The organism is Streptosporangium sp. NPDC004379 (assembly GCF_042873875.1).
Taxonomy (GTDB): Bacteria; Actinomycetota; Actinomycetes; order Streptosporangiales; family Streptosporangiaceae; genus Streptosporangium.
The window spans coordinates 17,526-39,245 of record NZ_JBIAMC010000005.1; the positions used below are offsets into that span (position 1 = coordinate 17,526).

Consider the following 21,720-nt stretch of genomic DNA (forward strand, 5'->3'; position numbering starts at 1 on the left):
AGCCGGGAGGAAATCAGCGGTAATAGTCGGGGTGGTCCGGCGGCTGGGCCGCCCGTCGGCTCCGCCGGGAACCCGGCCGTCCCTGACCCTCGGGGGTCGCGACCGGGCCGGTGCCGTAACCGTCTCTGGTGACGGACTGGCCCGGGGCCGGCTCGGGCCAGGCGACGGGCGACTCCGGGCTCGCCGGGCGGACGGCGTCGTAGCCGTAGCCGCCGGTCGCCGGGCCCTGCCGCGGGCCGGCGGCGCGGTCGCCGGGGGAGACGCTCCGGGAGGGGGCCGTCGGGGTCGACAGCGCGGGGGTCGGACCGGTCAGCGCGTCGTCCTCGATGGCGGCCCAGCCGGGACTCACCTCGTAGGAACCCGCGGTCGGCGCGCCGTACACCGGTGACTGGTACGAGGAGTACGACGGGGCGGGGTCGTCGAGGATGTCGGCGGTGTTCACGGCGGGCCAGCCTCCGGAGACCGGGGAGGTGGCCCTCGCCCAGGGATTGTCGGCGACGTCCTTGGACGTGCCCGCCGCGGCGGGACCCTGAGCCGGGGCCGGCCGGGCCTCGGGGGCGGGACGGGGCGCGGGGGCGTGCGGCGCGGCCAGCGGGTCCGGGGCGGACCCGGCCGACGGGTTCGGGGACATGACGGGGAAGCCGCCGCTGGTGGTCGGCCCCATCGGGCGCATCGGCGGCAGCGGTCCGGCGAGCTGGTCTCCGGCCGGGCTCGCCGCGGGCACCGGCCCGGTGGCGGGCGGCTGACCCGCGGCGCCGCGCGAGCCGCGCCGGGGGGTGGGACCGTTCAGCGGGTCGTCCAGCGGGTCGGGGCGGCCGGATCCGCCGTTGCCGGCGGTACGGGAGCGGCCGGATCCGCGCCGGGAGCCGGTCCGGCGTCCCTCGGGCGCCGCACCCGCGGTGGGTGCGGCGAAGGTGACCGTCTTCTGCTCGGCCAGCGCGGCGGACGTCGGAGCGGGCTCGGGCTTGACCGGCCCGGTCAGGTCGGAGAGGCCGGAGGGCAGCGAGGCGGCGGCGGACTCGGCGGAGACCGGGGCCGGGGCCGGGACCCGGGGCTGGGGCTGGGGCTTGCGGTGCGGCAGCGGCACCTGGACGGTCGTCGCGTCCGGGTCCGCGCCGGAGGAGGCCCGGTCACCGGAGGCGGCGCGGCCCGCACCCGCCGGATTCTCCAGCGAACCGCCGAAGCCGCCGACGTCGGCCTGCAGGCGCGTCCAGTAGTCGTCGTCGTAGTCGTCGGCCCCGCCGAAGTCGTTCATGCCGCGCTTGCCGCGCGCGCCGGACGGCCGCGGGCGCGACGGCTTGGGCTCGTCGAACGGCGTCAGATCGGGGGAGTAATGCGTCATCTTCGGCTCGCGTGAGGCGAAGTCGTCGATGGACACCGACGGTGTCTGCGCCTCCTTCTCCGCCATCTCGCGAAGACGCTCCGCAGGGAGCGCGCTCTCCCTGCGGCTCATCGACCGCATGCCCAGTGCCACGACAACGAGCACGAGGAGCACGACGGCGACCAGGATTATTACGACCGCGGTCATTGCACCACCCTCAAGGCCATGGCCTTCCAGCGGCGCCGGTGAGGTCGCGCGGCCATCGACGCGACCTGCCCCCTTGCATCACCTGCGCACGGACATCGGTTCTGATTGTGTCGGACCACTATGAGCGTTGTCACACCCAACGTGAAGAATCGGTAACCATCAATACCTCCGGTGTTCGGCGCATCACTGGATGTGCCCCGCGGTCAGCCTGCCCCAGGCGATCGTCTTCTCCGCGATCGCCTTCAGCGTCTTGCTGAGTGGGGCCCCCTTGCCGAGGTGGATCTTCCCGTTGAGCGCGTAGACGGTGAAACGATAGCTCTGCCCGCGCCGGCACGGCGGGGCGTAGCCCACCTTGCCGCTCGTCGTGCTTCCCTCCACCGCGCCCACCGGGACGCTCTTCTCGGCGACCTCGTTGGTGCGCGGATCGATGTCGAACACCACCCAGTTCACCTCACCACCGGCACGCGCGTTGTTGTCGGCCACGATCGCGACCGACTTCGTCCCGTCCGGAACCCGTGACCAGCGCAGCGGCGGGTTGCCGGACGATCCCTTGCACGAGTATCCGGACGGCAGGACCGCGCCGTCCCGGAGGCGGGGACTGGAGACGCTGATCGGCTCCAGCTGGAGCCGATCGGCGGACGCGATGCTGCCCACCATCCCGCAGCCGGAGGAGACGACGACGAGCGCCGCGGCGAGTGCCGTCGGTACGGCTCGCCGCGGGCGGCGCGTAGACGTGTGCGGCTGCCCCATGCCCGATGATGCTACGCGGAACTGGAAGATGCGCAGACCGGATCGCGAGGTTCCATGGCGCGGAAACACCCGGGAATCGGACAGAATCAGAGCATGGAGGGGGTGCGGGCGGAAGGGAAAATGACCTTCGCCGTCCTCGGGGCCCTGGAGGTCCACAGGGGGGACGAGCCGGTGGAGATCTCCGGCCGTCGCCTGCGCGCGCTCCTCGTCCTGCTGCTGCTCGACGCGGGCCGTACGGTCCCGGCGAGCCGCCTGATCACCGGGATCTGGGACGACCGCCCGCCGGGTGCGGCGGGCAACGCCTTGCAGGCGCTGGTCTCCCGGCTGCGCGCCGCGCTCGCCGCCGAACGCGGGGTCGTCGAGGCGACCGCCTCCGGCTACCGGCTGGCCGTCGAACGCGACCGGGTGGACGCCCACCGCTTCGCCCGGCTGGCGGCCGAGGGCCGTGCGGCTCTCTCCGCGGGTGCCCCGGCCGAGGCCGCGGACGTCCTGCGCGCCGCGCTCGGGCTCTGGCGCGGTCCCGCCCTGGCGGACCTGGTGGACCCGGCGGACGACGACGCCACGGGCTTCGCAGGTTCAGCGGCCGCCGCGGCCGCCCGGCTGGAGGCGCTCCGCCTGGCCGTCGTCGAGGACCGCGTCGAGGCCGACCTGCTGCTCGGGCGGCGGGCGGAGGCCGTCGCCGAACTGCCCGGCCTGATCACCGCCCATCCGCTGCGCGAGCGGTTCCACGGCCAGCTCATGCGCGCCCTGTACGGCTCGGGCCGCCGGGTGGAGGCGCTGGCCGCCTACGAGGCGGCCAGGGAGGCGTTCGCCCGCGAACTGGGAGCCGACCCCTCACCCGGCCTGGCCGGGCTGCACCTGGCCATGCTGCGGGGGGAGTGGGCCGAGAAGCACGCGGAACCCCGCCCGGCGCGGATCTCCCCGCCCGCCGGGGCCGGCTCCCCGCCGGCCGGGACGCGAGGCCGGGAGATCCCACCGTCCCAGGGGGAGCCGGTCGTCGGGGAGCCGCGGTCCACCGGCGCGGCGTCCGCGGCGGATCCGGCGCCCGCCGGGGACGCGCGGCGGGGCAACCTGCGGGCCAGGCTCACCAGCTTCGTGGGCCGGGAACGCGACGTGGCGCGCACGGCCGGGTTCCTCGCCCGCCACCGCCTCGTCACCCTGACGGGCCCCGGCGGCGCGGGCAAGACCCGGCTGGCGATCGAGACGGCCGAGGCGATGGTGACCGGGACGACGGCCGGGACGGCGGAGGAGGCGGCGGGCCGGGCGCCCGACGGGGCGTGGCTGGTCGAGCTCGCCCCGGTGGCCGAGCCGTCGGAGGTTCCGCAGGCCGTGCTCTCGGCGCTCGCGGAGCTGGAGCTGCGCGACGCCCCCGTCTCCGCCGGGATCGCCGCACCCGTCCCCGCCTCCGCGCCCGCCGGGATCGCCGCGCCCGCCCGGCGCGACCCGGTCACCCGGCTCGTCGCGGCCCTGACCGGGAGGCGGCTGCTGATCGTCCTGGACAACTGCGAGCACGTGGTCGAGGCGGCCGCGGCGCTCGCCGAACGGCTGCTCGCCTCCTGCCCCGGGGTGCGGATCCTCGCCACCGGCCGCGAGCCGCTGGGCATCGCCGGCGAGCTGGCCTGGCCGGTGCCGTCGCTGGGCCTGCCGCCGGACGGCGCGGACCCCCGTGAGGCCCTCGCCTACCCGGCCGTCCGCCTGTTCGCCGAACGCGCCGAGACCGCCCGCCCCGGCTACCGCCCCGAGCGTGAGACCGCCGCGATCGTGCGGATCTGCCGCGAGCTCGACGGCATGCCGCTCGCCATCGAGCTCGCGGCGGCCCGGCTGCGCGTGCTGTCCGCCGCGCAGATCGCCCAGCGGCTCGACGACCGCTTCCGCCTGCTGACCGGCGGCAGCCGTACGGCGCTGCCGCGGCACCGTACGCTCCGCGCGGTGGTCGAGTGGAGCTGGGACCTGCTGGACGGTCCGGAACGGGTGCTGGCCCGGCGCCTCGCCGTCTTCGCCGGGGGAGCCGCCCTGGGCTGCGTCGAGCGGGTCTGCGCCGGGGACGGGCTGGACCGGGACGACGTCCTCGGCGTGCTGGCCCGGCTGGTGGACAAGTCGCTGGTGGTGGCCGACGAGCACGGCGCCGCCGTCCGCTACCGGATGCTGGAGACGGTCCGCGCCTACGCCGCCGAGCGGCTGGCCGAGTCGGGTGAGGAGCCCCGCGTACGGCTGGCGCACGCGGTGTTCTTCACCGAGCTGGCCGAGGCGTCCGACCCCGCCCTGCGGGACCGCGGGCAGGCCGCCGCCCTCGCCGCCCTCGCCGCCGAGCACGACAACCTGTCGGCCGCGCTGCGCTGGGCCGTCGAGGAGTCCAGGACCGTCCTGGCGCTGCGCCTGGCCGGCGCGCTCGGGTGGTACTGGTGGCTGCGCGGCCACCGGGCCGAGGGGGCGCGCCGCGCCCGCGAGGCGGTCGGACTGGCCACGGGCGGGGAGGACCCCCGGCTGATCGCCCTCGCCGAGGCCGCCCACGGGTACAACGCGCTGAGCGCCGGCGTCACGCTCGACGCGGCGCGGGCCTCGCTCGGCGAGGTGGTACGGCTGGCCCGCGAGGAGCTGCCCCGCCCCTGGCACCCGTCGGTCGCGATGGCGGACGCGGTCGCCGCGCTGTTCGGCGGCGGACCCCTCGGCGAGCCCGACTTCGGGGAGATGCTCGCCCACCCCGACCCCTGGGTGGTGTGCTCCGCGCACCTGATGCGCGGGGTGGAGCACCTCAGCGCCGGCCGCGTCGCGGAGGCCGGAACGGACCTGGGGACGGCGCTGGACGGCTTCGAGCGGATCGGCGACCGCTGGGGCGCCGGCAACGCGCTGGCCGGCCTCGCGGAGATCGACCTCCTGCACGGCGAGTCCGCGCGGGCGCTGGAGCGGATGCGCGAGTCCATCCGGCGGATGGAGGAGATCGGCGCGATCGACGAGGTCACCTTCATGCGCGGCCGCCTGGCGATCGGGCTCCACCTGAGAGGGGAGCGGGCGGCGGCCGAGGAGACCCTGGAGAAAAGCCTCCTGAGGGCGCTGGAGAGCGGCGACCGCATGACCGCGGTCCCCCTGCTCGTCGCCCGGGGCGACTTCGCCCGCCGGGACGGCGACCTGGAGCGGGCCCGGCGCCACTACGCCGAGGCCGCGGGCCTGCTCGACCGCGAGACCGGGACGCCGCCGCAGCTGCACGCCGTGCTCGGCACGGCGCTGGGACTGCTGGCCGAGCAGGAGGGCGACCCGCCCCGGGCCCGGCGGCTGCTGGGCGCCGCGCTCACCAAGGCCGTCGAGAGCCGGGACACGACGCTGCTCGTCCCGGTCCTGGTCGGTCTCGCCGGGGTGGCGCTGGCCGGCGGCGATCCCGGCGGGGCCGCCGTGCTCCTCGGCGGGGCCGCGGCGGCCCGGGGGACCGACGCGGTGGTCGACTTCGACCACGTGCGCGTCACCGAGCGCGCCGTGGCCGTGCTCGGCCGCGAGGGGTTCTCCCGGCGCCACGAGCACGGCCGCGCCCTGCCCCGTGAGGAGATCATCGATCTGGCGACCCGAGCTCCCGGTAGGGCTTCCTGAGCAGGTCGATCAGGGGGATGTGCCGTACCTTCACCGCCGGGGGCTCCAGCATCCGCAGCAGCAGGTCCGCGGGACCGGCCGCGGCCGGCCGCGGCCGCAGCCGGTCCAGCGGGACGCCGGGGGAGTAGAAGTCCCCGAGCAGCTCCTCGAACGGCGGGTCACCGGCCCGTGCCGCGTCACCGGAGGACACGCCGTCCTCGCGGGAGGATCCGTCACGCGGGACGGCGGCGTCACGGCGCGGGTCACCGGCCCGTGCGGATCCCCTGCCGGCTCCCCTGTCGGCTCCCACGTCAGCTCACCGCCCCGGGGCCGAGACGGAACAGCTCACGCAGCTGGTCGGTGGACAGCTCGGAGATCCAGTCCTCACCGGCGCCCACCACGCTCTCGGCGAGCGACCTCTTGCGCTCGATCATCTCGTCGATCCGCTCCTCAAGGGTGTCCACGCAGATGAACTTCCGCACCTGCACGTTCCTCTTCTGGCCGATCCGGAAGGCCCGGTCGGTCGCCTGGTCCTCCACCGCGGGGTTCCACCACCGGTCCACGTGGATCACGTGGTTGGCGGCGGTGAGGTTCAGGCCGGTCCCCGCGGCCTTGAGCGACAGCAGGAACAGCGTCGGCTCGTCGCCGCGCTGGAAACGCTCCACCAGCTCCTCCCGCCGGGTCCTGGACAGCCCGCCGTGCAGCCACAGCACCGGCCGGTCCAGGCGGGCGGCCAGGTAGGGGCGCAGCAGGGCGCCGAACTCGGTGTACTGGGTGAAGATCAGCGCGCTGTCCCCCTCGGCGAGGACCTCCCCGGCCAGCTCCTCCAGCCGGGCCAGCTTCCCCGACCGCCCGGCCAGGCGCGAGCCGTCCCTCAGCAGGTGGGCGGGGTGGTTGCAGATCTGCTTGAGCTTCGTCATCGCGGCCAGCACGTTGCCGCGCCGCTCGATGCCCGCCGAACCGCCGATCCGGCCCATCATGTCGTTCACCACGGCCTTGTACAGCTCCGCCTGCTCGGGGGTGAGGGTGCACCAGACCTTCATCTCCTGCTTCTCCGGCAGGTCCGTGATGATCGACCGGTCGGTCTTGAGCCGCCGCAGCACGAACGGCCCGGTGGCCCGCCGCAGGGCCGCCACCGCGTCCTCGTCGCCCCGGGTCTCGATCGGCTCCTGGTAGCGCTGGCGGAAGCGCCGGGCAGGGCCGAGGAGGCCGGGGTTGCAGAACTCCATGATCGACCACAGTTCCGAGAGGCGGTTCTCCACGGGGGTACCGGTCAGCGCCAGCCGGGTGCGCGCCGGGATGGCCCGCACCGCCCGCGACTGCCGCGCCGCGCTGTTCTTGATCGCCTGCGCCTCGTCGCAGATGACCCGCTCCCACCTCAGCGCGGCCAGCGCCCCCAGGTCGCGCAGGGCCGTGCCGTAGGTGGTGATGACGAGATCGGCGTCCCGTACGGCGGCGGGCAGCTCGTCGTCCCGCCTGCGGGAACCGCCGTGGTGGACGTACACCCGCAACGACGGGGCGAACCTGGCCGCCTCCTTCCGCCAGTTGCCGATCAGCGACATCGGGCAGACGAGCAGCGTCGGCCCCGGCGCCCGCTCCGCGCCCCCGACGGCCTGCCCGGCCGTCTCCTCGGTGCTCCGGGCCGACGCCCCCGACGCTCCTTCTGCGCCGCCGGCCGCCCGCTCACGCTCGGACAGCAGGAGGGACAGGGCCGACACCGTCTTGCCGAGCCCCATGTCGTCGGCCAGGACGCCGCCCAGGCCGACCCCGGACAGGAAGCTCAGCCACGACAGGCCGCGCTCCTGGTAGGGGCGGAGCGTCCCGCGCAGCGCGCCCGGGGTGGCGACGGGGGTGAGCCGGCGGTCGGCCTCGCCCGACAGCAGGTCGCCGAGCGGGCCGTCGGCGTCGACCGCCACCAGCGGCAGGTCACCCTCACCGCCGGCGGCGATCTCGCGGATCACCTCGCCGAGGGTCGTCTCCCCCCCGCCCCGCCGTCCGACGACCTCGAGCGCCGCCTTGAGCTGCCGGTCGTCCAGCTCCACCCACCTGCCCCCGACCCGGGCCAGCGGTACCCTCAGCCCGGCCAGCCGCGACAGCTCCTCCTCGCCGATCGTGTGACCGCCGACGGCCGCCTCCAGCCGGAAACCCACCTTGTCGCCCAGCCCGGTCTCCTTCCCGCCCTCCATGGCGCGCACGGTCAGCTTCAGGCCGAGGCCCTGCCGGCCGGCCCACTCCGGCAGCCGCACGACGTACCCGGCCGCCGCCAGGGCGGGCGCGCCACCGCGCAGGAAGGAGAACGCCCGCGCCGTGTCGATCTCCATGACGGCCGGTTCGGCCTCGCGCAGCACGCCGTGCAGGTCGGGGTGGAGGCGCACCGCCCTGGCCAGCTCGGCCCGCAGGACCTCCCAGGGCCGCTCGGGCAGCCAGGACGCCCGTTCCCCCGCCCGGATCCGGGCGGCGGACAGGTGATCCGGCTCGTCCGCGCCACCGGCACCCGGATCGTCCGCGCCCTCACCGCCCGCGTGACCCGCGTGACCCGCGTGACCCGCGCGATCGGCCCCGGCCGTACGGCCCGCGTCGCCCGCCCGGCCGGTCCCCGCGGTCACCGCCGGGGCGAGGCCGAGCTCCACCTTCCACGGGTCGTCCTCACCGGTCGGCTCGACCAGCCTGAACCAGGCCCGGACCGGCCCGTCCAGTTCGTGTGCCGCCGCCGACCAGTCACGCAGGGCGTCGCCGAGCGCCGCCGCCTCGGCGGGCCGCGCGTCGGGCAGCGAGGCGTCCGGCGCCGTCAGCGCGTGCAGCCAGCGGTCGGCCAGCGCCGTTCTGCGTCCCGGCCGGTTGCCGACGATCAGCCGCTCGGGCAGCGCCGTCCGGGCCGCGGCGTCCACCAGGCCCTCCAGCGCCTCCCGCAGCGCCTCCGCCGACGGCCGTTCCCCGGGCAGCGCCCGGCAGACCGGCGGCATGGCGGCGGCGAGGCCGCGGAACGCGGCGGCGTCGGCGCCGATGAGCACCGGACGCCAGCGGGCCGCGTGACCGCCGTCCTCCTCGACCAGTCTCGGCAGGATCCGGCCGCGCCGTACCAGGCTCCGGGCGTGCTCGGCGACCACGGCGAGGTAGCGCAGCGACAGACCCGGTTCCCAGGGCGGCTCCTCGGCGTCCCCGGACGTCCCCCGCCCGTGTCCGGGCGTCCCGTCCCGGGGCGCGGATGTTCCGTCTTCGTCCCCGGCGGGACCCCGCCCGTCCCCGGGGGGACCCCACTCGTTCCCGGGGGACCCCTGAGGGCCGGGGGCGGTCGCGGAGCCCTCCTCGCCCGGCTGGGGGAGGGCTTCGAGCAGGGCGAGCGCGGCGTCCGGGCGGAGCAGCAGCACCGGCACGAGCCACGTGGAGATCCGGGGGCCGCGCGCCGAGCCCGTCAGCCCGGACTCGGGAGAGGGCAGCGGCCGGGAGGCCGACCCCGGCAGCCGGACCGTCGTCTCGGCCGCCTCGGCCCGCGCCGCTCCAGAGGTCCCGGCCTTCTCGCTCCCCGGGATCCCTCCGGCCTCCCCGGCCGCTTCGGAGCCCCCGGCGCCGAGCGCGGCGGCCAGAGCGGCGGCGGACGCGGCGAACGGATGCCGCCTGGGCGCGGCCCCGGAGGACGCGGCGCGGCCCCGGGAAGCGGGGGAGTGGCCCCGGGAGACGTCCTCCCCCCACAGCGCCAGCCGCCCGCCGTACCAGCCACCGTGAACCACCAGCACGCGATCACTCCGTTCCTCGTCTGTCACTCATGCTCTCCCGGGGATCCGCCGCGCGGGAACCGTCCGGGAACCCGCGCGGGAACCCGTCCGGGAGCCCGCCGTCCGGGAATCCGCATGGGAACCCGTCCGGGAGCCCGCCGTCCGGGAACCCGCTCGGGAACCCGTCCGGGAACCCGCCGTCCGGGAGCGGCCCCGGCCCCGCCGCCCGTCCCGCCTTCGCAGGGGATCAGGCCCGGCCCCGGAAGGCGCGGACCGCCAGCGGGGCGAACACCACGACGAACCCGGCCGACCAGGCCAGCGCGACGAGTGCGGACGCGGCCACCTCACCGCCGATCAGCAGGCCGCGGATGGCGTCGGCCAGATGGGTGACGGGATTCAGATCGGCCCAGGTCCGCAGCCAGCCGGGAAAGGTGCGCGGATCGACCAGCGCGCTGCTGGTGAACGTCAACGGCATCATGACGGAGAAGCCGAACATCTGCACCTTCTCCGGATTGGACGCTTTGAGCCCGATCAGTACCGACATCCACGACATGGCCAGCACGACCGCCACCAGCAGCGCCAGCGCGCCCAGCACGCCGAGCACGCTGGTCTGCACCCGGAACCCCAGGATCATGCCGAAACCGACGAGCAGCGCGAACGCCCACACCTGCTTGAGGGCGTCGGCGGCGACCCGCCCGGACAGCGGCGCCGTACGGGAGATCGGCAGGCTGCGCAGCCGGTCGAAGACCCCCTTGGTGATGTCGGTGTTCAGGCCGACCGCCGTGGACAGCGTGTAGAACAGGGCGTTCTGCACGAGCAGCCCCGGCAGGGCGAACTGCAGGTAGTCCCCCGTCGATCCCGAGATCGCCCCGCCGAACACGTAGGTGAACAGCAGCAGCAACATGATGGGTTGGATGCCCAGGTCGAGCAGTTCCCACGGGTTGTGCTTGATCTGGACCAGGCTGCGCCAGGCCAGCGTCGCCGTCTGGGTCAGCGCGGCCACCGGGCCGACCCGCCTCGCAGGGGTCGGCCCGGTGGCGGTCATGGTCGCCGTCGTCACGCGATGGCCCCTTCCTTCTCGGATCCGGCGGTTCCGGCCTCGGTCCCGGCGCTCTCCTCGGCCGGATGGCCGGTGAGGGCCAGGAACACCTCGTCGAGGCTCGACCGGCGCAGTGTCAGCTCGGCCGCGACGACGCCGAGGTCGTCGAGCCGCCGCACGACGGCGGGCACGGCCGCGGGGTCGTGCACGGAGACCACGACCCTGCCGCCGGCCGGCGCGGGGGACTCGCCGGTGACGTCCCCGACCACCTGGGAGACCAGCGACAGGTGGTCGGCGCGGAGCGGCCGGACCTCCAGGACCTGCGCCCCCGTGGTGGCCTTCAGCTCGTCGGGGGTGCCGGAGGCGATCACCCTGCCGTGGTCGAACACCACGATGTCGTCGGCGAGCTGGTCGGCCTCCTCCAGGTACTGGGTGGTGAGCAGCACCGTCACCCCGTCCGCCATCAGGCCCCGCACGACGTCCCACAGCTCGGTACGGCTGCGCGGGTCGAGACCGGTGGTGGGCTCGTCGAGGAACAGCACCTGGGGCCGTCCGACCAGGCTGGCCGCCAGGTCCAGGCGGCGGCGCATGCCGCCCGAGTACGTCTTGGCCGCGCGTCCCCCGGCGTCCGCGAGGGCGAACCGCTCGAGCAGCTCGCCGGCCCGCCGCCGGGCCTCGGCCTTCCGCAGGCCGAGGAGGCGGCCGATCATCACGAGGTTCTCCACGCCGGTGAGCATCTCGTCGACCGCGGCGTACTGCCCCGTCAGGCCGATCATCGACCGCACCTCGTGGGCGCGGTCCACCACGTCGAACCCGCCGACCGAGGCGCTCCCCCCGTCGGGACGGAGGAGCGTCGCCAGGATCCGCACGGCGGTGGTCTTGCCGGCGCCGTTCGGTCCCAGCACGCCGAGCAGCCGCCCCTGGGGGACGGCGAGGTCCACCCCGTCGAGCGCGCGGGTCTCCCCGTAGCGTTTCACCAGGCCCTCTGCCTGGATGGCGTATCGCACGATCTGCGCCTTCCTGTCGTCGTCACGGCCCCGGAGCCGCGACGGGAACCAGGGTGCCCGGGGCCGCTGACGGCCTCCTGACATCGGGCGGGCCGGGGCGGGGAGCCGCTGACATATCGCTGACACGAAGATCCGACGGACCTGACGCGACCCCTTAGGCTGGACGCTGTGAGCGACCGAACCGAGCAGGGCGGGGGCGCCGGGCGCCTTCCCGGGCGGGTGCCGCTGCGTCCCCCGGCCAACCCGGTCTCCCGCAAGGCCGTCGTGATGTGGCTGCTGGACGGGCTCTTCTGGTCGGTGCTCCTGGTCGGCGGAGCCTTCCTCCTGTCCGGGTGGATCGGCGGCGGCCGGTGGGGCTGGCTGCCGGAGTGGCTGTCCGACGGCGCCGGATGGCTGCCCGTGCTGACGGCGGTGCTCGTCGTGCCCGCCGCGCTCGCCGAGCCGTTCTGGCGCTACGCCGTGCACCGGTGGGAGCTCAGCGGCGACGTGGTCTACGCCCGCTCCGGGTGGATCGACCGGCAGTGGACGTTCGTCCCGGTCAGCCGCATACAGACGGTCGACAAGAAGCAGGGCATGCTGGAGCGGCTGCTCGGCCTGGCGACGGTGGACATCCGCACCGCCTCGCACGCGGGATCGTCCACGATCAAGGGCCTCGACTACGGCGTCGCGGCCGCGCTGGCCGAGAGACTCGCTCAGCGGGCCGAGGAACTGAGGGACGACGCCACGTGACCGGTCTCCCCGGCCCGGCCGACCGGCACGGTGACCCGCGCACCGGCCCGGACGCCGGTCCGTCCGCCGACCCGCACGCCGGGTCCGCCGCGGAAGGTCCCGACCCGCACGCCGGGTCCGCCGCGGAAGGTCCCGACCCGCACGCCGGGTCCGCCGCGGAAGGCCCCGGCCCGCGGACCGCGCCCGGACCCCACGCGTACGGCCCGCCGCCGGCCGGTTCGCCGCCGGTCAGGCCGTCCCTGAGGCTCAGCCCCCGGGTGCTGCTGACCGAGCCGATCAGAACCCTGCCCTCGCTGCTCCTGCCGCTGACCGGCGTCCTTTTCCTCGGCGGGTTCTCGTCCGGCTCGTTCGGCTGGGCGGCCTTCGGCCTCGTCGGGTCGGTCCTGTACGCCGCCGTCCGCTGGGCCACCTTCACCTATCAGGTCATCGGGGACAGGCTGGAGCTGACCCGCGCCCTGATCGGCAGGTCGGTGCGGACCATCCCGCTGGAGCGCATCCGCGGCGTCGACGTCAGCAGCCCGCCGCTGCACCGCCTGCTCGGGCTCGCCGTACTGAGGATCGACACGGGCGCCGGCGGCGCCAAGCAGGAGGGCGAACTCGACGGGGTGACGCTCGCCGAGGCCGAGCGCCTCAAGGCCGCCCTGCTCTGGCACGCCCGCGCGCGGGCGGCGCGCCGAGCCGAGGCCCGGGGGACCGTCGCCGCCCACGGCGACGGTCCCGTGGGAGCGGCGGTCACCGTCCCCGCCGGGGCCCTCCCCGACTCTCCGGCGCCCGCCGGGCCGTCACCGGCCGCGACCGCCTCCCCGGTCCCTCGCCGGACGGGGGAGGCGTCCCCTGAGCGGGTGCTGTTCGTGGTGCCTCGCAGATGGCTGGCCTACGGTCCCCTCTCCGGCTCCTACCTGCTGACCCCGTTCGCGTTCGTGGCGGGCGCGGTCGGCCTGGCGTTCCAGTGGGGCTCGGAGCTGAGGATCGACGGCAGGGTCGTGGTCGGCGCCGGAGAGTGGCTGTGGGGCCACCCCCTCCTCCTCGGCGGCGCGCTGGCGGTGCTGGTGCTCGCCATGCCGGTGCTCGGCGCCGCCATGTACGCCGTGTTCAACTGGGACTTCACCCTGCGCGCCAGGGACGGTTACCTCGTCGCCGAGCGCGGCCTGCTGACCCGCAGGAGCGTGTCCCTGGAGCGGCGCAGGGTGCGCGGATTCGAACTGGTCGAGGGTCTGGCCGAACGCTGGGCCGGGGTCGCCCGCGCCTGGGCGATCGTGACCGGGCTGGGCGACTCCGGGACCCGGGGGCAGCTGCTGTCCGTGATCCCGCGCCGCGCCGCGCTGGACGTGGTGCGCGAGGCGGTCGGGCCGATCCTGACGGGGTTGCGGCCTCATCCGCCGGTCGCGCGCCGCCGCCGCCTGTTCCGGGCGGTCTTCCCCTGGCTGGTGACCGCCGCCTGCGCCGCGGCCGCCGCCCGGTCCTGGCCGCCGCTGTGGTGGGCGGTGGCCGCGGCCCTCGTCCTCGCGGTCCTGGGCGTGCCCCTCGGTCTCGACCGCTACCGCTCCCTGGGCCACACCCACGAGGGTGGGCGGCTGTCGGTCCGCTCGGGTTCCCTGCGCCGTTCGCAGGTGGTGATCGAGGAACGCGCCGTGGTCGGCTGGACGCTGCGCCAGACGTGGTTCCAGCGGCGTGCCGGCGTGCTGACCGTGGTCGCCGGGGTGGGGGCGGGCAGCGGAGGCTACGCGGCGATCGACGTCGGCGAGGCCCAGGGGGTGACCTTCGCCGCCGAGGTCACACCGGCCTGGCTCGCCCCGTTCGTCGAGGACGGACCACCCGCCTGACCCGGTACGGCGAGGCGGGGGCGACCGGACCGGTCGCCCCCGCCTCGTCCCGTGTCGCGGTCAGTCCTGGCGCCGGGCGCCGAACATGATCTCGTCCCAGGTCGGCACCGACGCGCGGCGCCCCCTGGCCTTCTTCGCCGGCCGCGCGGGCGCGGGCTTGGGCTGAACGGGCGGAACGGCCGGAGCCGGCGGCGCGGCCGGAGCCTGCTGGGCGGGCGGATCCGCGGGCTTCTCGGCCGGCGGCTCCTTCGCCGCCGCGGCCGTCCGCGGCTCCTCCTTCACCGGTTCGGCCTGCGCGCCCGTGTCGAGGCTGATGCGCGCCGCGGGCACGGCTATCGGGGCGTCGGCGACCGGCTCCGGCTCCTCCTTCGCCGCCGGGGCGGGTCCGGTGGGAGCGGTCTCGGGCCCGTGGGCTCCGGCTCCCGGGCCGGGCTCCGGCGCCGCACCGGTCTTCGGCTCCTCCGTCGCGGCCGGTTCACCGGTCGCGGGCTCCCCGGGCTCCGCGAGCTCCGCGGCCTCCGCGACGGGTCCGGCGGCCGTGGGCCTCCCGGGCTCCGCGGCCTCCGGGGACGCCGAGGGTTCCGCGGGCGCACCGGCGGGACCCGTGGCGTCCGCCGGCTTCGCGGGCTCCACGACCTCCGTGTGCTCCGCGGCCTTCGGGGGTTCCGGGAGTTCCGGGAGCTCCGCGGGTCCGGGGAGCTCCGGCGGTTCGGCGGGCCGTACCCGGGTCACGGGGGTGACCGAGCCGGGTTCGGGCGCTCTGATCGGCTCGTAGACGTCCGGGGCGCGCAGCGGCGGCACCGTCGGCCTGGGCGGGTCGAACCCGGCCGGGATCGGCGGCATCGGCGGCTGCTCGTACGGCACCGGCTCGGCGCGCGCGGCCGGCGGCTCGGCCGCGTCCGGCTCCGGCGCGTCGTCCCGCACGACGGAGGGGAACGACACCGGCGGCTGGTTCAGCGGCTCGGACGTCAGCGGCGGCACCGGCGAGAGCTTCGCCACCACGCGGGGCACGAACGGGGTGACCGTCGCGTCCTCGGCCGGTTCGGTGTAGTCGCCCGACGACAGGCGCATGGCCTCGTCGTCGTGCGGGGTGATGTGCCGCCTGCGCGGATCGAAGATCCACTCAGCCCGGCGGGTGTGGCCGTTCCATACGAAACCGAGCTTGATCCGCCACAGGTTGTCGTCCCTCTTGGCCGAGTCCCAGTCGATCTCGTCGGCGGGCACGCCGCGACGGGTCAGCCGTTCGGCGACCAGGTCGCCGAGGGTGGGACCGGGAGCGGAGTCGCCCGGCAATCGCACGGCGCAGCGTTGCGCCTGCTGAGCCATGTACTCACGTTCCTGGAGCACGGGGCCCTCGAACCACCGCACCCGCTCGACCGGGATGCCCGCCGTGGCGGCGATCTCCTCCGCGGTCTCGCCGGCGCGGATCCGGGCCTGGATCTCCTTGGGGCGCAACGGACTCTCCACTTCGATCTCGTACTGGCCGAGACGGGAGAAGTTGCCGCGGACGGCAGCGCGGAGCCGGTCGTCGACGGGCAGCGTGAACCGGGTGCCCCGGCCGGCCGTGGCCAGCACGAGGTAGGTTCCGTCCTCACTCACCGCGACGAGTCGGAGCTCCTGCATGCGAGTCCCTTCGTCGTCGTGCTCAATCTTCCCCCGGACCCTTGAGTCTCTCGCGTGTGCCGGTTGCCTGCCAGCACCGTACCCGGCATGTCCGAACATCGCCTTCCTGGATGGGGGTCGCAGCGATGTGACGCCGGTCACATTTGCTCCATTCATCAACTTACAGGCCACCGGGATGGAGCAGCGGGTTTGAAGTCTCCCAACGGATTCTCTCCGATGAACGGAGGCGCCGCCGGGGACTTGGGGCAAGTGCCGGAAGGGCGGGCCGGAACCGTTCCGGCCGCCCCCGGCCGGGCGCGCCGGCGAGGGGCGTCCGGGGGGCGGGCCGGACCGGCCCGGCCGTCACCGGAGGTGGCGATCACGGCGCCCGGTGTGGCGTGAAGCGACGGCGGGCCTGGTAGGCGGGAGAATGTCATCTCCGGCGGACTCCCTCGGGGTCGAGCGGCGCGGGGCGTCTGCGAATCTGCCTGTCGCACAGGTCACAGGAACAACAGGACACGCGGATGCGTCATTCTTCGGGGGAGCCTTTACGCACCCCTTTACCGAAAGCTCGTGAGAAGGGACTGATTCGGGGAATGGGCGGCGAACAGAGGTTCGATCTGAGCCTGCCGCAGATCGTCGGGGGAGCCCTGGCCACGATGACGGCGGCGGTGGCCGCCTCGTATCTCGGGGTCGCGGGCACGGTCATCGGCGCGGCCGTGATGAGCGTGGGCAGCACGGTCGGCGGCGCCGTATACACCCATTACCTGAAGCGCACCGGCACCCACCTGCCGTTCCTGTCCCGGCAGGAGGCCGGCGACGACCCGCCGAAGAAGGTCGAGGACAACGGGGAGCTGGCGACGGCGGCGCTGGCCACCGTGCGCGAGGCTCCCGTGCGGCCGTCCGGCGGAAGCCCCGTCGCACCGTACGGCGAGACCCTCGGGGGACCGTACGGCGGGGCCCTCGCGGAGCCGTACGGCGACGGCGACGAGCTGGAAGACCTCGTCGTGGTGGACATCGATCCCGCCACGGCGGAGATCCCCGCGACCGATCCGGCGACGATGGTGATCCCCGCGACCGGCCCCGCGACGGCGGGGATCCCCGCGTCCGCCACGGCGGGGCCGTCAGGGATCACCGTCGAACTGCCCGCCGCCGTGCCGGCCGCGGCGGCGGCCACGGCCGCCGCCGGCACGGCCGTGCCTCCCGGGAGCACGGCCGTCCTGCCCGCAGTCTCCGGCCTCTCCGGGGGCGGTGGTCCGTCCGGTGACCGCGGCCGGGCCAGGATCTGGGTGCTCGCCGCGACGGCGGTGATCACGTTCGCCGTGGGCATGGGCGCGATCCTGGGCTTCGAGAAGGTCACCGGCCAGCCCGTGGCGAGCACCGTCAAGGGCGAGCGGAGTTCGGGCACGAGCCTCAACCCCGGGCCCGTGGTGCGGCGAGAGGAGGCACCCCCGGTGCGGGAGCGGACGCCCAGGCCGTCCGATTCGGCCCCGGCGACGGCCCCGCAGGCCACCCCGGAGCCGACCGGCACCGGGGAGCCGGCCCGGACCGAGGAGCCCGGGTCCGGCGCGACGTCGAAGCCGACCACCCCGGTGACGCCGAGCCAGGCTCCGACGACGAGCCCCACCCAGGTCGAGCCGTCCCCGGAGCCCACCGGGAACCCGACCGGTTCGCCGGCCCCCGCCGAGACGGACGCCCCCGCCCAGGGGGACGCCCAGGACGGCGAGGACGTGCGGGTCGGCCCGGCGGGCGAGTGACGGTTCAGCCCAGGACGGTGTCCAGGTAGTCGTTGGTGAACACCCGGCCGGGGTCGAGGGCGTCCCGCAGCGCCCGGAAGTCGGCGAACCGCGGGTAGGCCGCGGACAGGTAGGCCGCGTCCCGGGTGTGCAGCTTGCCCCAGTGCGGCCGGCCGCCGAGCCCGGTCATGATCTCCTCGACCTCCTCGAAGTAGGCCGGGTTGGGCGTCGCCCGGTAGACGTGGCAGGCGATGTACGCCGACGGCCTGCCGTACGCGGTGGACAGCCACGCGCCGGAGGGCGGGGTGACCCGGACCTCGATCGGGAAGGTGATCCGCCAGCCCCGCCGCTCGATGAGGTCGCGCGTCTCGCGCAGCGCCCGGCCGAGGTGCTCGCGCGGGATCGCGTACTCCATCTCCAGGAACCGCACCTCCCGCACGGTCGCGAAGATCCGGTAGGAGGCGTCGGTGCGGGTGGAGGCGGTCAGCGCCGCGGCGGAGACCGCGTTGAGCCGGGGGATCAGGCCGGGGAGGCGGGCGCCGAGCGCGCACAGCGCGCCGAAGGCGGTGTTCTCCAGGAACCTCTCGTCCAGCCAGCGCCGGAACCCGCCCGGCGGGTCGGCCGGGCCCGGATCGCGGTTGTTGCGCTTGACCAGGCAGGCGTCGGTGTGCGGCAGCCAGTAGAAGTCCAGATGGTCGTTGCCGGCGGCCAGCTCGTCGAGCGAGCCGAGGGCGTCGCCGAGCGCCATGGGCCGCCGGTCGCCGCGCAGCAGGAACGACGGCTCCACCCGGAAGGTGAGCGCGGTCACCACGCCGAGCGCGCCCAGCCCCACCCGGGCCGCGTCGAAGAGGTCCTGCTCACTCACCCCGTCGCGGATCCTCCCCTGCCCGCCGTCGCGCACGGTGACGATCTCACCGTCGGCGAGCACCAGCTCCATGGCGGTCACCTGGTCGGCGAGTCCGCCGCTGTGCCGCCCGGTGCCGTGGGTGCCGGTCTGCACGGCCCCGGCCAGGGTCTGGGCGGTGATGTCGCCCATGTTGGCCAGGGCCAGGCCCCTGCGGTGCAGCTCCTCGTTGAACGCGGCGAGCGTCGTCCCGGCCGCGGCCGTCACCTCTCCGTCGCCTGTCTCGCGGATCCCGGTCAGCGCGCCCGGCCGCAGCAGAACCCCGTCGGTCAGGGCGACCCCGGTGAAGGAGTGCCCGGAGCCGACCATGCGCACCCGGCGCCCCGCGGCGGCGGCGTCCCGTACGGCGCGGGCCACCTCCTCCGCGGAGGCGGGGGTACGGATCTCCGCGGGCGTGGCGGACTGGTTCCCGGCCCAGTTGCGGAATGCCTCGCTCATGCTTCTCGCTCCTCGCCCGCCGGCGGGCGGGCGAGGTCACGCCGCGGCCGCCGGCTCACCTCTCCGACCGTGAACATGAACAGTACTCATGATTCTGGCCGGGCGACAGGGGTCCGCAGCCAGGCGGCGCCGGCGGCGCCGATGGCCGCGGCCAGCAGCGCGCAGCCCAGGGGGAACACGTACGCGTTCGACGCGCCGAACGCGTCGGTGAGCCGCCCGCCCGCCCAGGCGCCGAGCGCCACGCCGAGCCCGATGGAGGTCGAGAGCCAGGCCATGCCCTCGGTCAGCAGGGCGGGCGGCACCAGCCGCTCGACGAGCGAGTAGCCGGTGATGATCGTCGGGGAGATGGCCGTCCCGGCGGCGAACAGCGCCACCGCCATGAGCCTCGGGTCGCCGACCAGGGAGAGCGGGATCATCCCCGCCGCGAACACCGCCAGGGACCGGGCGAACCGGCTGTTCAGCGTGATCCTCCACCGCCGCGCGCCGTACCAGAGCCCGGAGAGCATGCTCCCGGCGGCGACGGCGGCGAGCAGCAGGCCGGCCGCGGGCTTGACGCCGCGCTCGTCGGCGAACGCGACCGTGATCAGGTCGATCGACCCGAACACCGCGCCCATCGCGCAGAACGCGGCCGACATCAGGGCGACCCCGGGGATCGTGATCGGGGTGCCCGCGCCCCTGCTCGCCGGACGGATGGGCGGCTCGGTGCCGCGCTGCGCGGCGAAGGCGAGCGTGCCCACGACCGTGCAGACCAGCGCCACCACCAGGCCGGCGTACGGGTTCACCATCGTGGCCAGGGCGGTGACCAGCGCCGGCCCGGCCACGAAGACGACCTCGTCGGCGACGGACTCGAACGAGAAGGCGGCGTGCAGCCGGTCGGTCCCGGCCAGCAGATGCGACCAGCGGGCCCGCACCAGCGAGCCGAGCGACATCCCGGTCGCGCCGGTCGCGACGCCGGTGGCGAACAGGGCCCACCGGGGGACCGCGGGGCCCGCGCAGAACATCAGGCCGGTCAGCGCGGCGCCGTGCGCCAGCACGAAGGGCACGATTACCCTGGCCTGGCCGAACCTGTCCACCAGGCGTCCCGTCAGGGGAGCGGCGACGGCGAAGGAGAGGTTGACGGTGGCGGCGACCGCCCCCGCCAAGGCGTAGGAGCCGGTGAGCGTCTGGATGAGCAGCACGACGCCGATGCCGAGCATCGACATGGGCATCCGCCCGACGAGGCCCGCCACGACGAATCCCTTGGCCCCGGGCATGCCGAACAGCCCTCGATACAGCCCGGCCACCGTCGGACCCCCTCCCCGTTCTCCCGGCGTCGATCGTACCGAGGATCCCCCAGCGACCTGTCCGGAGGAAAACCATTTTCCGGACCGCACCCCATTTCCGGGGACTTGGAGCTAATGTGAGCGCGGTGTCGCATGTTCCCCGGATGGGGGCGTTCGTCGCGGTGCTCGCCGCCGTGGTCGCCCTCGCGGTCGCCGGAGCCGCGGTGTTCCTCGCCACCCGCCCCGCCGAGCCGGTCACCGTACCCGTCGCCGAGTCCGAGGTCAGGGACCTGACCAGCCTGGTCCCGCAGCCCGTGAACCAGCCGGAGGGGGAACCGGCCCGGAACCAGGGCCAGGACCAGGGCCGGCCGCAGGACCAGAGCCGGGGTCAGAGCCAGGGCCAGGGCCGGGATCAGGGCGGACCGGGAAGCCAGAGCCAGAGCCAGGGCCAGGAGCGGAGCCGCCCCGCGGAGACCAGGCCGGCTCCGGCCGCCACCGGCGGGCCCGGCATCACCCTCACCCCGCCCCGCCTGCTCGTGGTCTCCCAGACGACGCTGTCCGAAAGGACCAAGGCCGACATCTCCCGCCTGAAGAACGTCGAGAAGATCGACTCCTTCGACGGCGGCGCGGTCAAGGTCTCCGGGACGGGCCTCAACCTGCTCGCGGTCGACCCCGCCCGTTTCCGCGCCTGGGCACCGAAGGCCGTGGCCGCCCAGCCCGCCGTGTGGGAGGCGCTGGACCGGGGCGAGCTCGTCGCCGACGACGCCGGGGCGCGCCGGCTCGGCCTGGTCCTCGGCGCGAACTACCAGGTGGACGGCGGCCCGCTCCTGCGGGTCGCGGCCTCGGCCCACTTCGGCCTGCCCGGTGTGGACGGCCTGGTGGGCGCCGAGACCGGCCGCCGCCTCGGCCTCCTGCCCGGCGTGGTGCTGCTGGTGAACGGCCCGGAGAACGCCTCGGCCAAGCTGGGCTCCCTGGTGCGCAGGCTGGCCGGGGGCGGCACGCAGGTGATCACCGTGGGCCGCGCCCGCGCCGCCGCGCCGCCCACCGCCAAGCCGGCGACCGGCGAGAAGGGCGGCACGGGCGGAACCGGGACCGCCTCCACCGAGAACGTCTCGGGAGGGGGCGCCTCCACCGTCCGGCGCGCGCAGGTCGGACGGCCCGGCAGCTACCTGGAGCTGTACCGCAGGGCCGCCGCGGTCTGCCCCGGCCTGTCCTGGACCGTCCTGGCCGCGATCGGCCAGGTGGAGAGCTCGCACGGGCGCAACAACGGGCCCTCGTCGGCCGGAGCCCAGGGGCCGATGCAGTTCATGCCCGCCACCTGGAAGACCTACGGGGTGGACGGCGACGGCGACGGGGTCGCCGACATCTGGAGCCCGTACGACGCGGTCCCGGGCGCGGCCAACTACCTGTGCGCCAACGGCGCCGGGCAGGGCGGCAAGAAGCTGGAGAAGTCCATCTGGTTCTACAACCACTCCTGGGCCTACGTCTCCAAGGTCATGTCGATCGCCCAGGCCTACGCCCGCACCTACCCCTGACCGCGGACCCGCCCGCGCCCGCGTGAGACCCCGGCCGGTGACCGCCGTGCGAGGGCCCTGTGCGGCCCTGCGCCGCGCAGGCCCGCGCCTGCCCCG

Annotated in this window: 14 protein-coding genes; 5 read left to right on the forward strand and 9 right to left on the reverse strand. The window is 75.4% G+C overall.

Annotated elements, in window-relative coordinates:
• Positions 1 to 13: 13 nt before the first annotated feature.
• Both ACFYSC_RS12415 and ACFYSC_RS12420 read right to left on the reverse strand, forming a co-directional pair.
• Positions 14 to 1,528, reverse strand: a complete 1,515-nt coding sequence (locus ACFYSC_RS12415) for a hypothetical protein (protein ID WP_389960366.1) — start codon at positions 1,526 to 1,528, stop codon at positions 14 to 16.
• 183 nt (positions 1,529 to 1,711) lie between these two features.
• Positions 1,712 to 2,278, reverse strand: a complete 567-nt coding sequence (locus ACFYSC_RS12420) for a YbhB/YbcL family Raf kinase inhibitor-like protein (RefSeq protein WP_389960368.1) — start codon at positions 2,276 to 2,278, stop codon at positions 1,712 to 1,714.
• 120 nt (positions 2,279 to 2,398) lie between these two features.
• Between ACFYSC_RS12420 and ACFYSC_RS12425 the strand changes: the two genes are divergently transcribed.
• Positions 2,399 to 5,857, forward strand: a complete 3,459-nt coding sequence (locus ACFYSC_RS12425) for a BTAD domain-containing putative transcriptional regulator (protein WP_389960370.1) — start codon at positions 2,399 to 2,401, stop codon at positions 5,855 to 5,857.
• Here ACFYSC_RS12425 and ACFYSC_RS12430 read toward each other — a convergent pair.
• From ACFYSC_RS12430 to ACFYSC_RS12445, 4 genes are all read right to left on the reverse strand, one after another.
• Positions 5,817 to 6,146, reverse strand: a complete 330-nt coding sequence (locus ACFYSC_RS12430; RefSeq protein WP_389960372.1) for a hypothetical protein — start codon at positions 6,144 to 6,146, stop codon at positions 5,817 to 5,819. The genes ACFYSC_RS12425 and ACFYSC_RS12430 overlap by 41 nt on opposite strands.
• A gap of 1 nt (position 6,147) precedes the next feature.
• Positions 6,148 to 9,570: an SNF2-related protein gene (locus ACFYSC_RS12435; RefSeq protein ID WP_389960374.1), complete on the reverse strand. Its 3,423-nt coding sequence runs from the start codon at positions 9,568 to 9,570 to the stop codon at positions 6,148 to 6,150.
• Positions 9,571 to 9,796: 226 nt separating this feature from the next.
• On the reverse strand, positions 9,797 to 10,609 hold the full coding sequence (locus tag ACFYSC_RS12440; protein WP_389960376.1) for an ABC transporter permease: 813 nt from the start codon (positions 10,607 to 10,609) through the stop codon (positions 9,797 to 9,799).
• Entirely contained in the window at positions 10,606 to 11,595 is a 990-nt protein-coding gene (locus ACFYSC_RS12445; RefSeq protein ID WP_389960378.1) for an ATP-binding cassette domain-containing protein, read from the reverse strand. Before ACFYSC_RS12445 ends, ACFYSC_RS12440 begins: the two co-directional genes overlap by 4 nt.
• 168 nt (positions 11,596 to 11,763) lie before the next feature.
• Between ACFYSC_RS12445 and ACFYSC_RS12450 the strand changes: the two genes are divergently transcribed.
• Positions 11,764 to 12,324, forward strand: coding sequence for a PH domain-containing protein (locus ACFYSC_RS12450; RefSeq protein ID WP_389960380.1), 561 nt, complete (start codon positions 11,764 to 11,766; stop codon positions 12,322 to 12,324).
• Positions 12,321 to 14,147: a PH domain-containing protein gene (locus tag ACFYSC_RS12455; RefSeq protein WP_389960382.1), complete on the forward strand. Its 1,827-nt coding sequence runs from the start codon at positions 12,321 to 12,323 to the stop codon at positions 14,145 to 14,147. Before ACFYSC_RS12450 ends, ACFYSC_RS12455 begins: the two co-directional genes overlap by 4 nt.
• A gap of 60 nt (positions 14,148 to 14,207) precedes the next feature.
• Here ACFYSC_RS12455 and sepH read toward each other — a convergent pair whose 3' ends face one another.
• Positions 14,208 to 15,770 carry a septation protein SepH gene (gene sepH / locus ACFYSC_RS12460; RefSeq protein ID WP_389960384.1) on the reverse strand — a complete coding sequence of 521 codons (1,563 nt, stop codon included), beginning with the start codon at positions 15,768 to 15,770 and terminating at the stop codon, positions 14,208 to 14,210.
• Positions 15,771 to 16,345: 575 nt separating this feature from the next.
• On the opposite strand from sepH, the gene ACFYSC_RS12465 reads away from it, so the two are divergent.
• A complete protein-coding gene (locus tag ACFYSC_RS12465) occupies positions 16,346 to 17,506 on the forward strand; it encodes a hypothetical protein (RefSeq protein WP_389960386.1) in 1,161 nt (386 codons plus the stop codon).
• A gap of 4 nt (positions 17,507 to 17,510) precedes the next feature.
• On the opposite strand, the gene ACFYSC_RS12470 is transcribed toward ACFYSC_RS12465, so the two are convergent.
• Positions 17,511 to 18,827, reverse strand: a complete 1,317-nt coding sequence (locus ACFYSC_RS12470; RefSeq protein WP_389960388.1) for a D-arabinono-1,4-lactone oxidase — start codon at positions 18,825 to 18,827, stop codon at positions 17,511 to 17,513.
• 86 nt (positions 18,828 to 18,913) lie between these two features.
• A complete protein-coding gene (locus ACFYSC_RS12475) occupies positions 18,914 to 20,110 on the reverse strand; it encodes an MFS transporter (RefSeq protein ID WP_389960390.1) in 1,197 nt (398 codons plus the stop codon).
• 125 nt (positions 20,111 to 20,235) lie between these two features.
• Here ACFYSC_RS12475 and ACFYSC_RS12480 point away from each other — a divergent pair, with 125 nt between their 5' ends.
• A complete protein-coding gene (locus tag ACFYSC_RS12480; protein WP_389960392.1) occupies positions 20,236 to 21,624 on the forward strand; it encodes a lytic transglycosylase domain-containing protein in 1,389 nt (462 codons plus the stop codon).
• Positions 21,625 to 21,720 lie beyond the last annotated feature (96 nt).

Bases quoted from the DNA above. Each gene is read 5' to 3' on its own strand.
- ACFYSC_RS12415 (WP_389960366.1), bottom strand. From the start codon at position 1,528: ATGACCGCGGTCGTAATAATCCTGGTCGCCGTCGTGCTCCTCGTGCTC.
- ACFYSC_RS12420 (WP_389960368.1), bottom strand. From the start codon at position 2,278: ATGGGGCAGCCGCACACGTCTACGCGCCGCCCGCGGCGAGCCGTACCG.
- ACFYSC_RS12425 (WP_389960370.1), top strand. From the start codon at position 2,399: ATGACCTTCGCCGTCCTCGGGGCCCTGGAGGTCCACAGGGGGGACGAG.
- sepH (WP_389960384.1), bottom strand. From the start codon at position 15,770: ATGCAGGAGCTCCGACTCGTCGCGGTGAGTGAGGACGGAACCTACCTC.
- ACFYSC_RS12465 (WP_389960386.1), top strand. From the start codon at position 16,346: ATGGGCGGCGAACAGAGGTTCGATCTGAGCCTGCCGCAGATCGTCGGG.
- ACFYSC_RS12470 (WP_389960388.1), bottom strand. From the start codon at position 18,827: ATGAGCGAGGCATTCCGCAACTGGGCCGGGAACCAGTCCGCCACGCCC.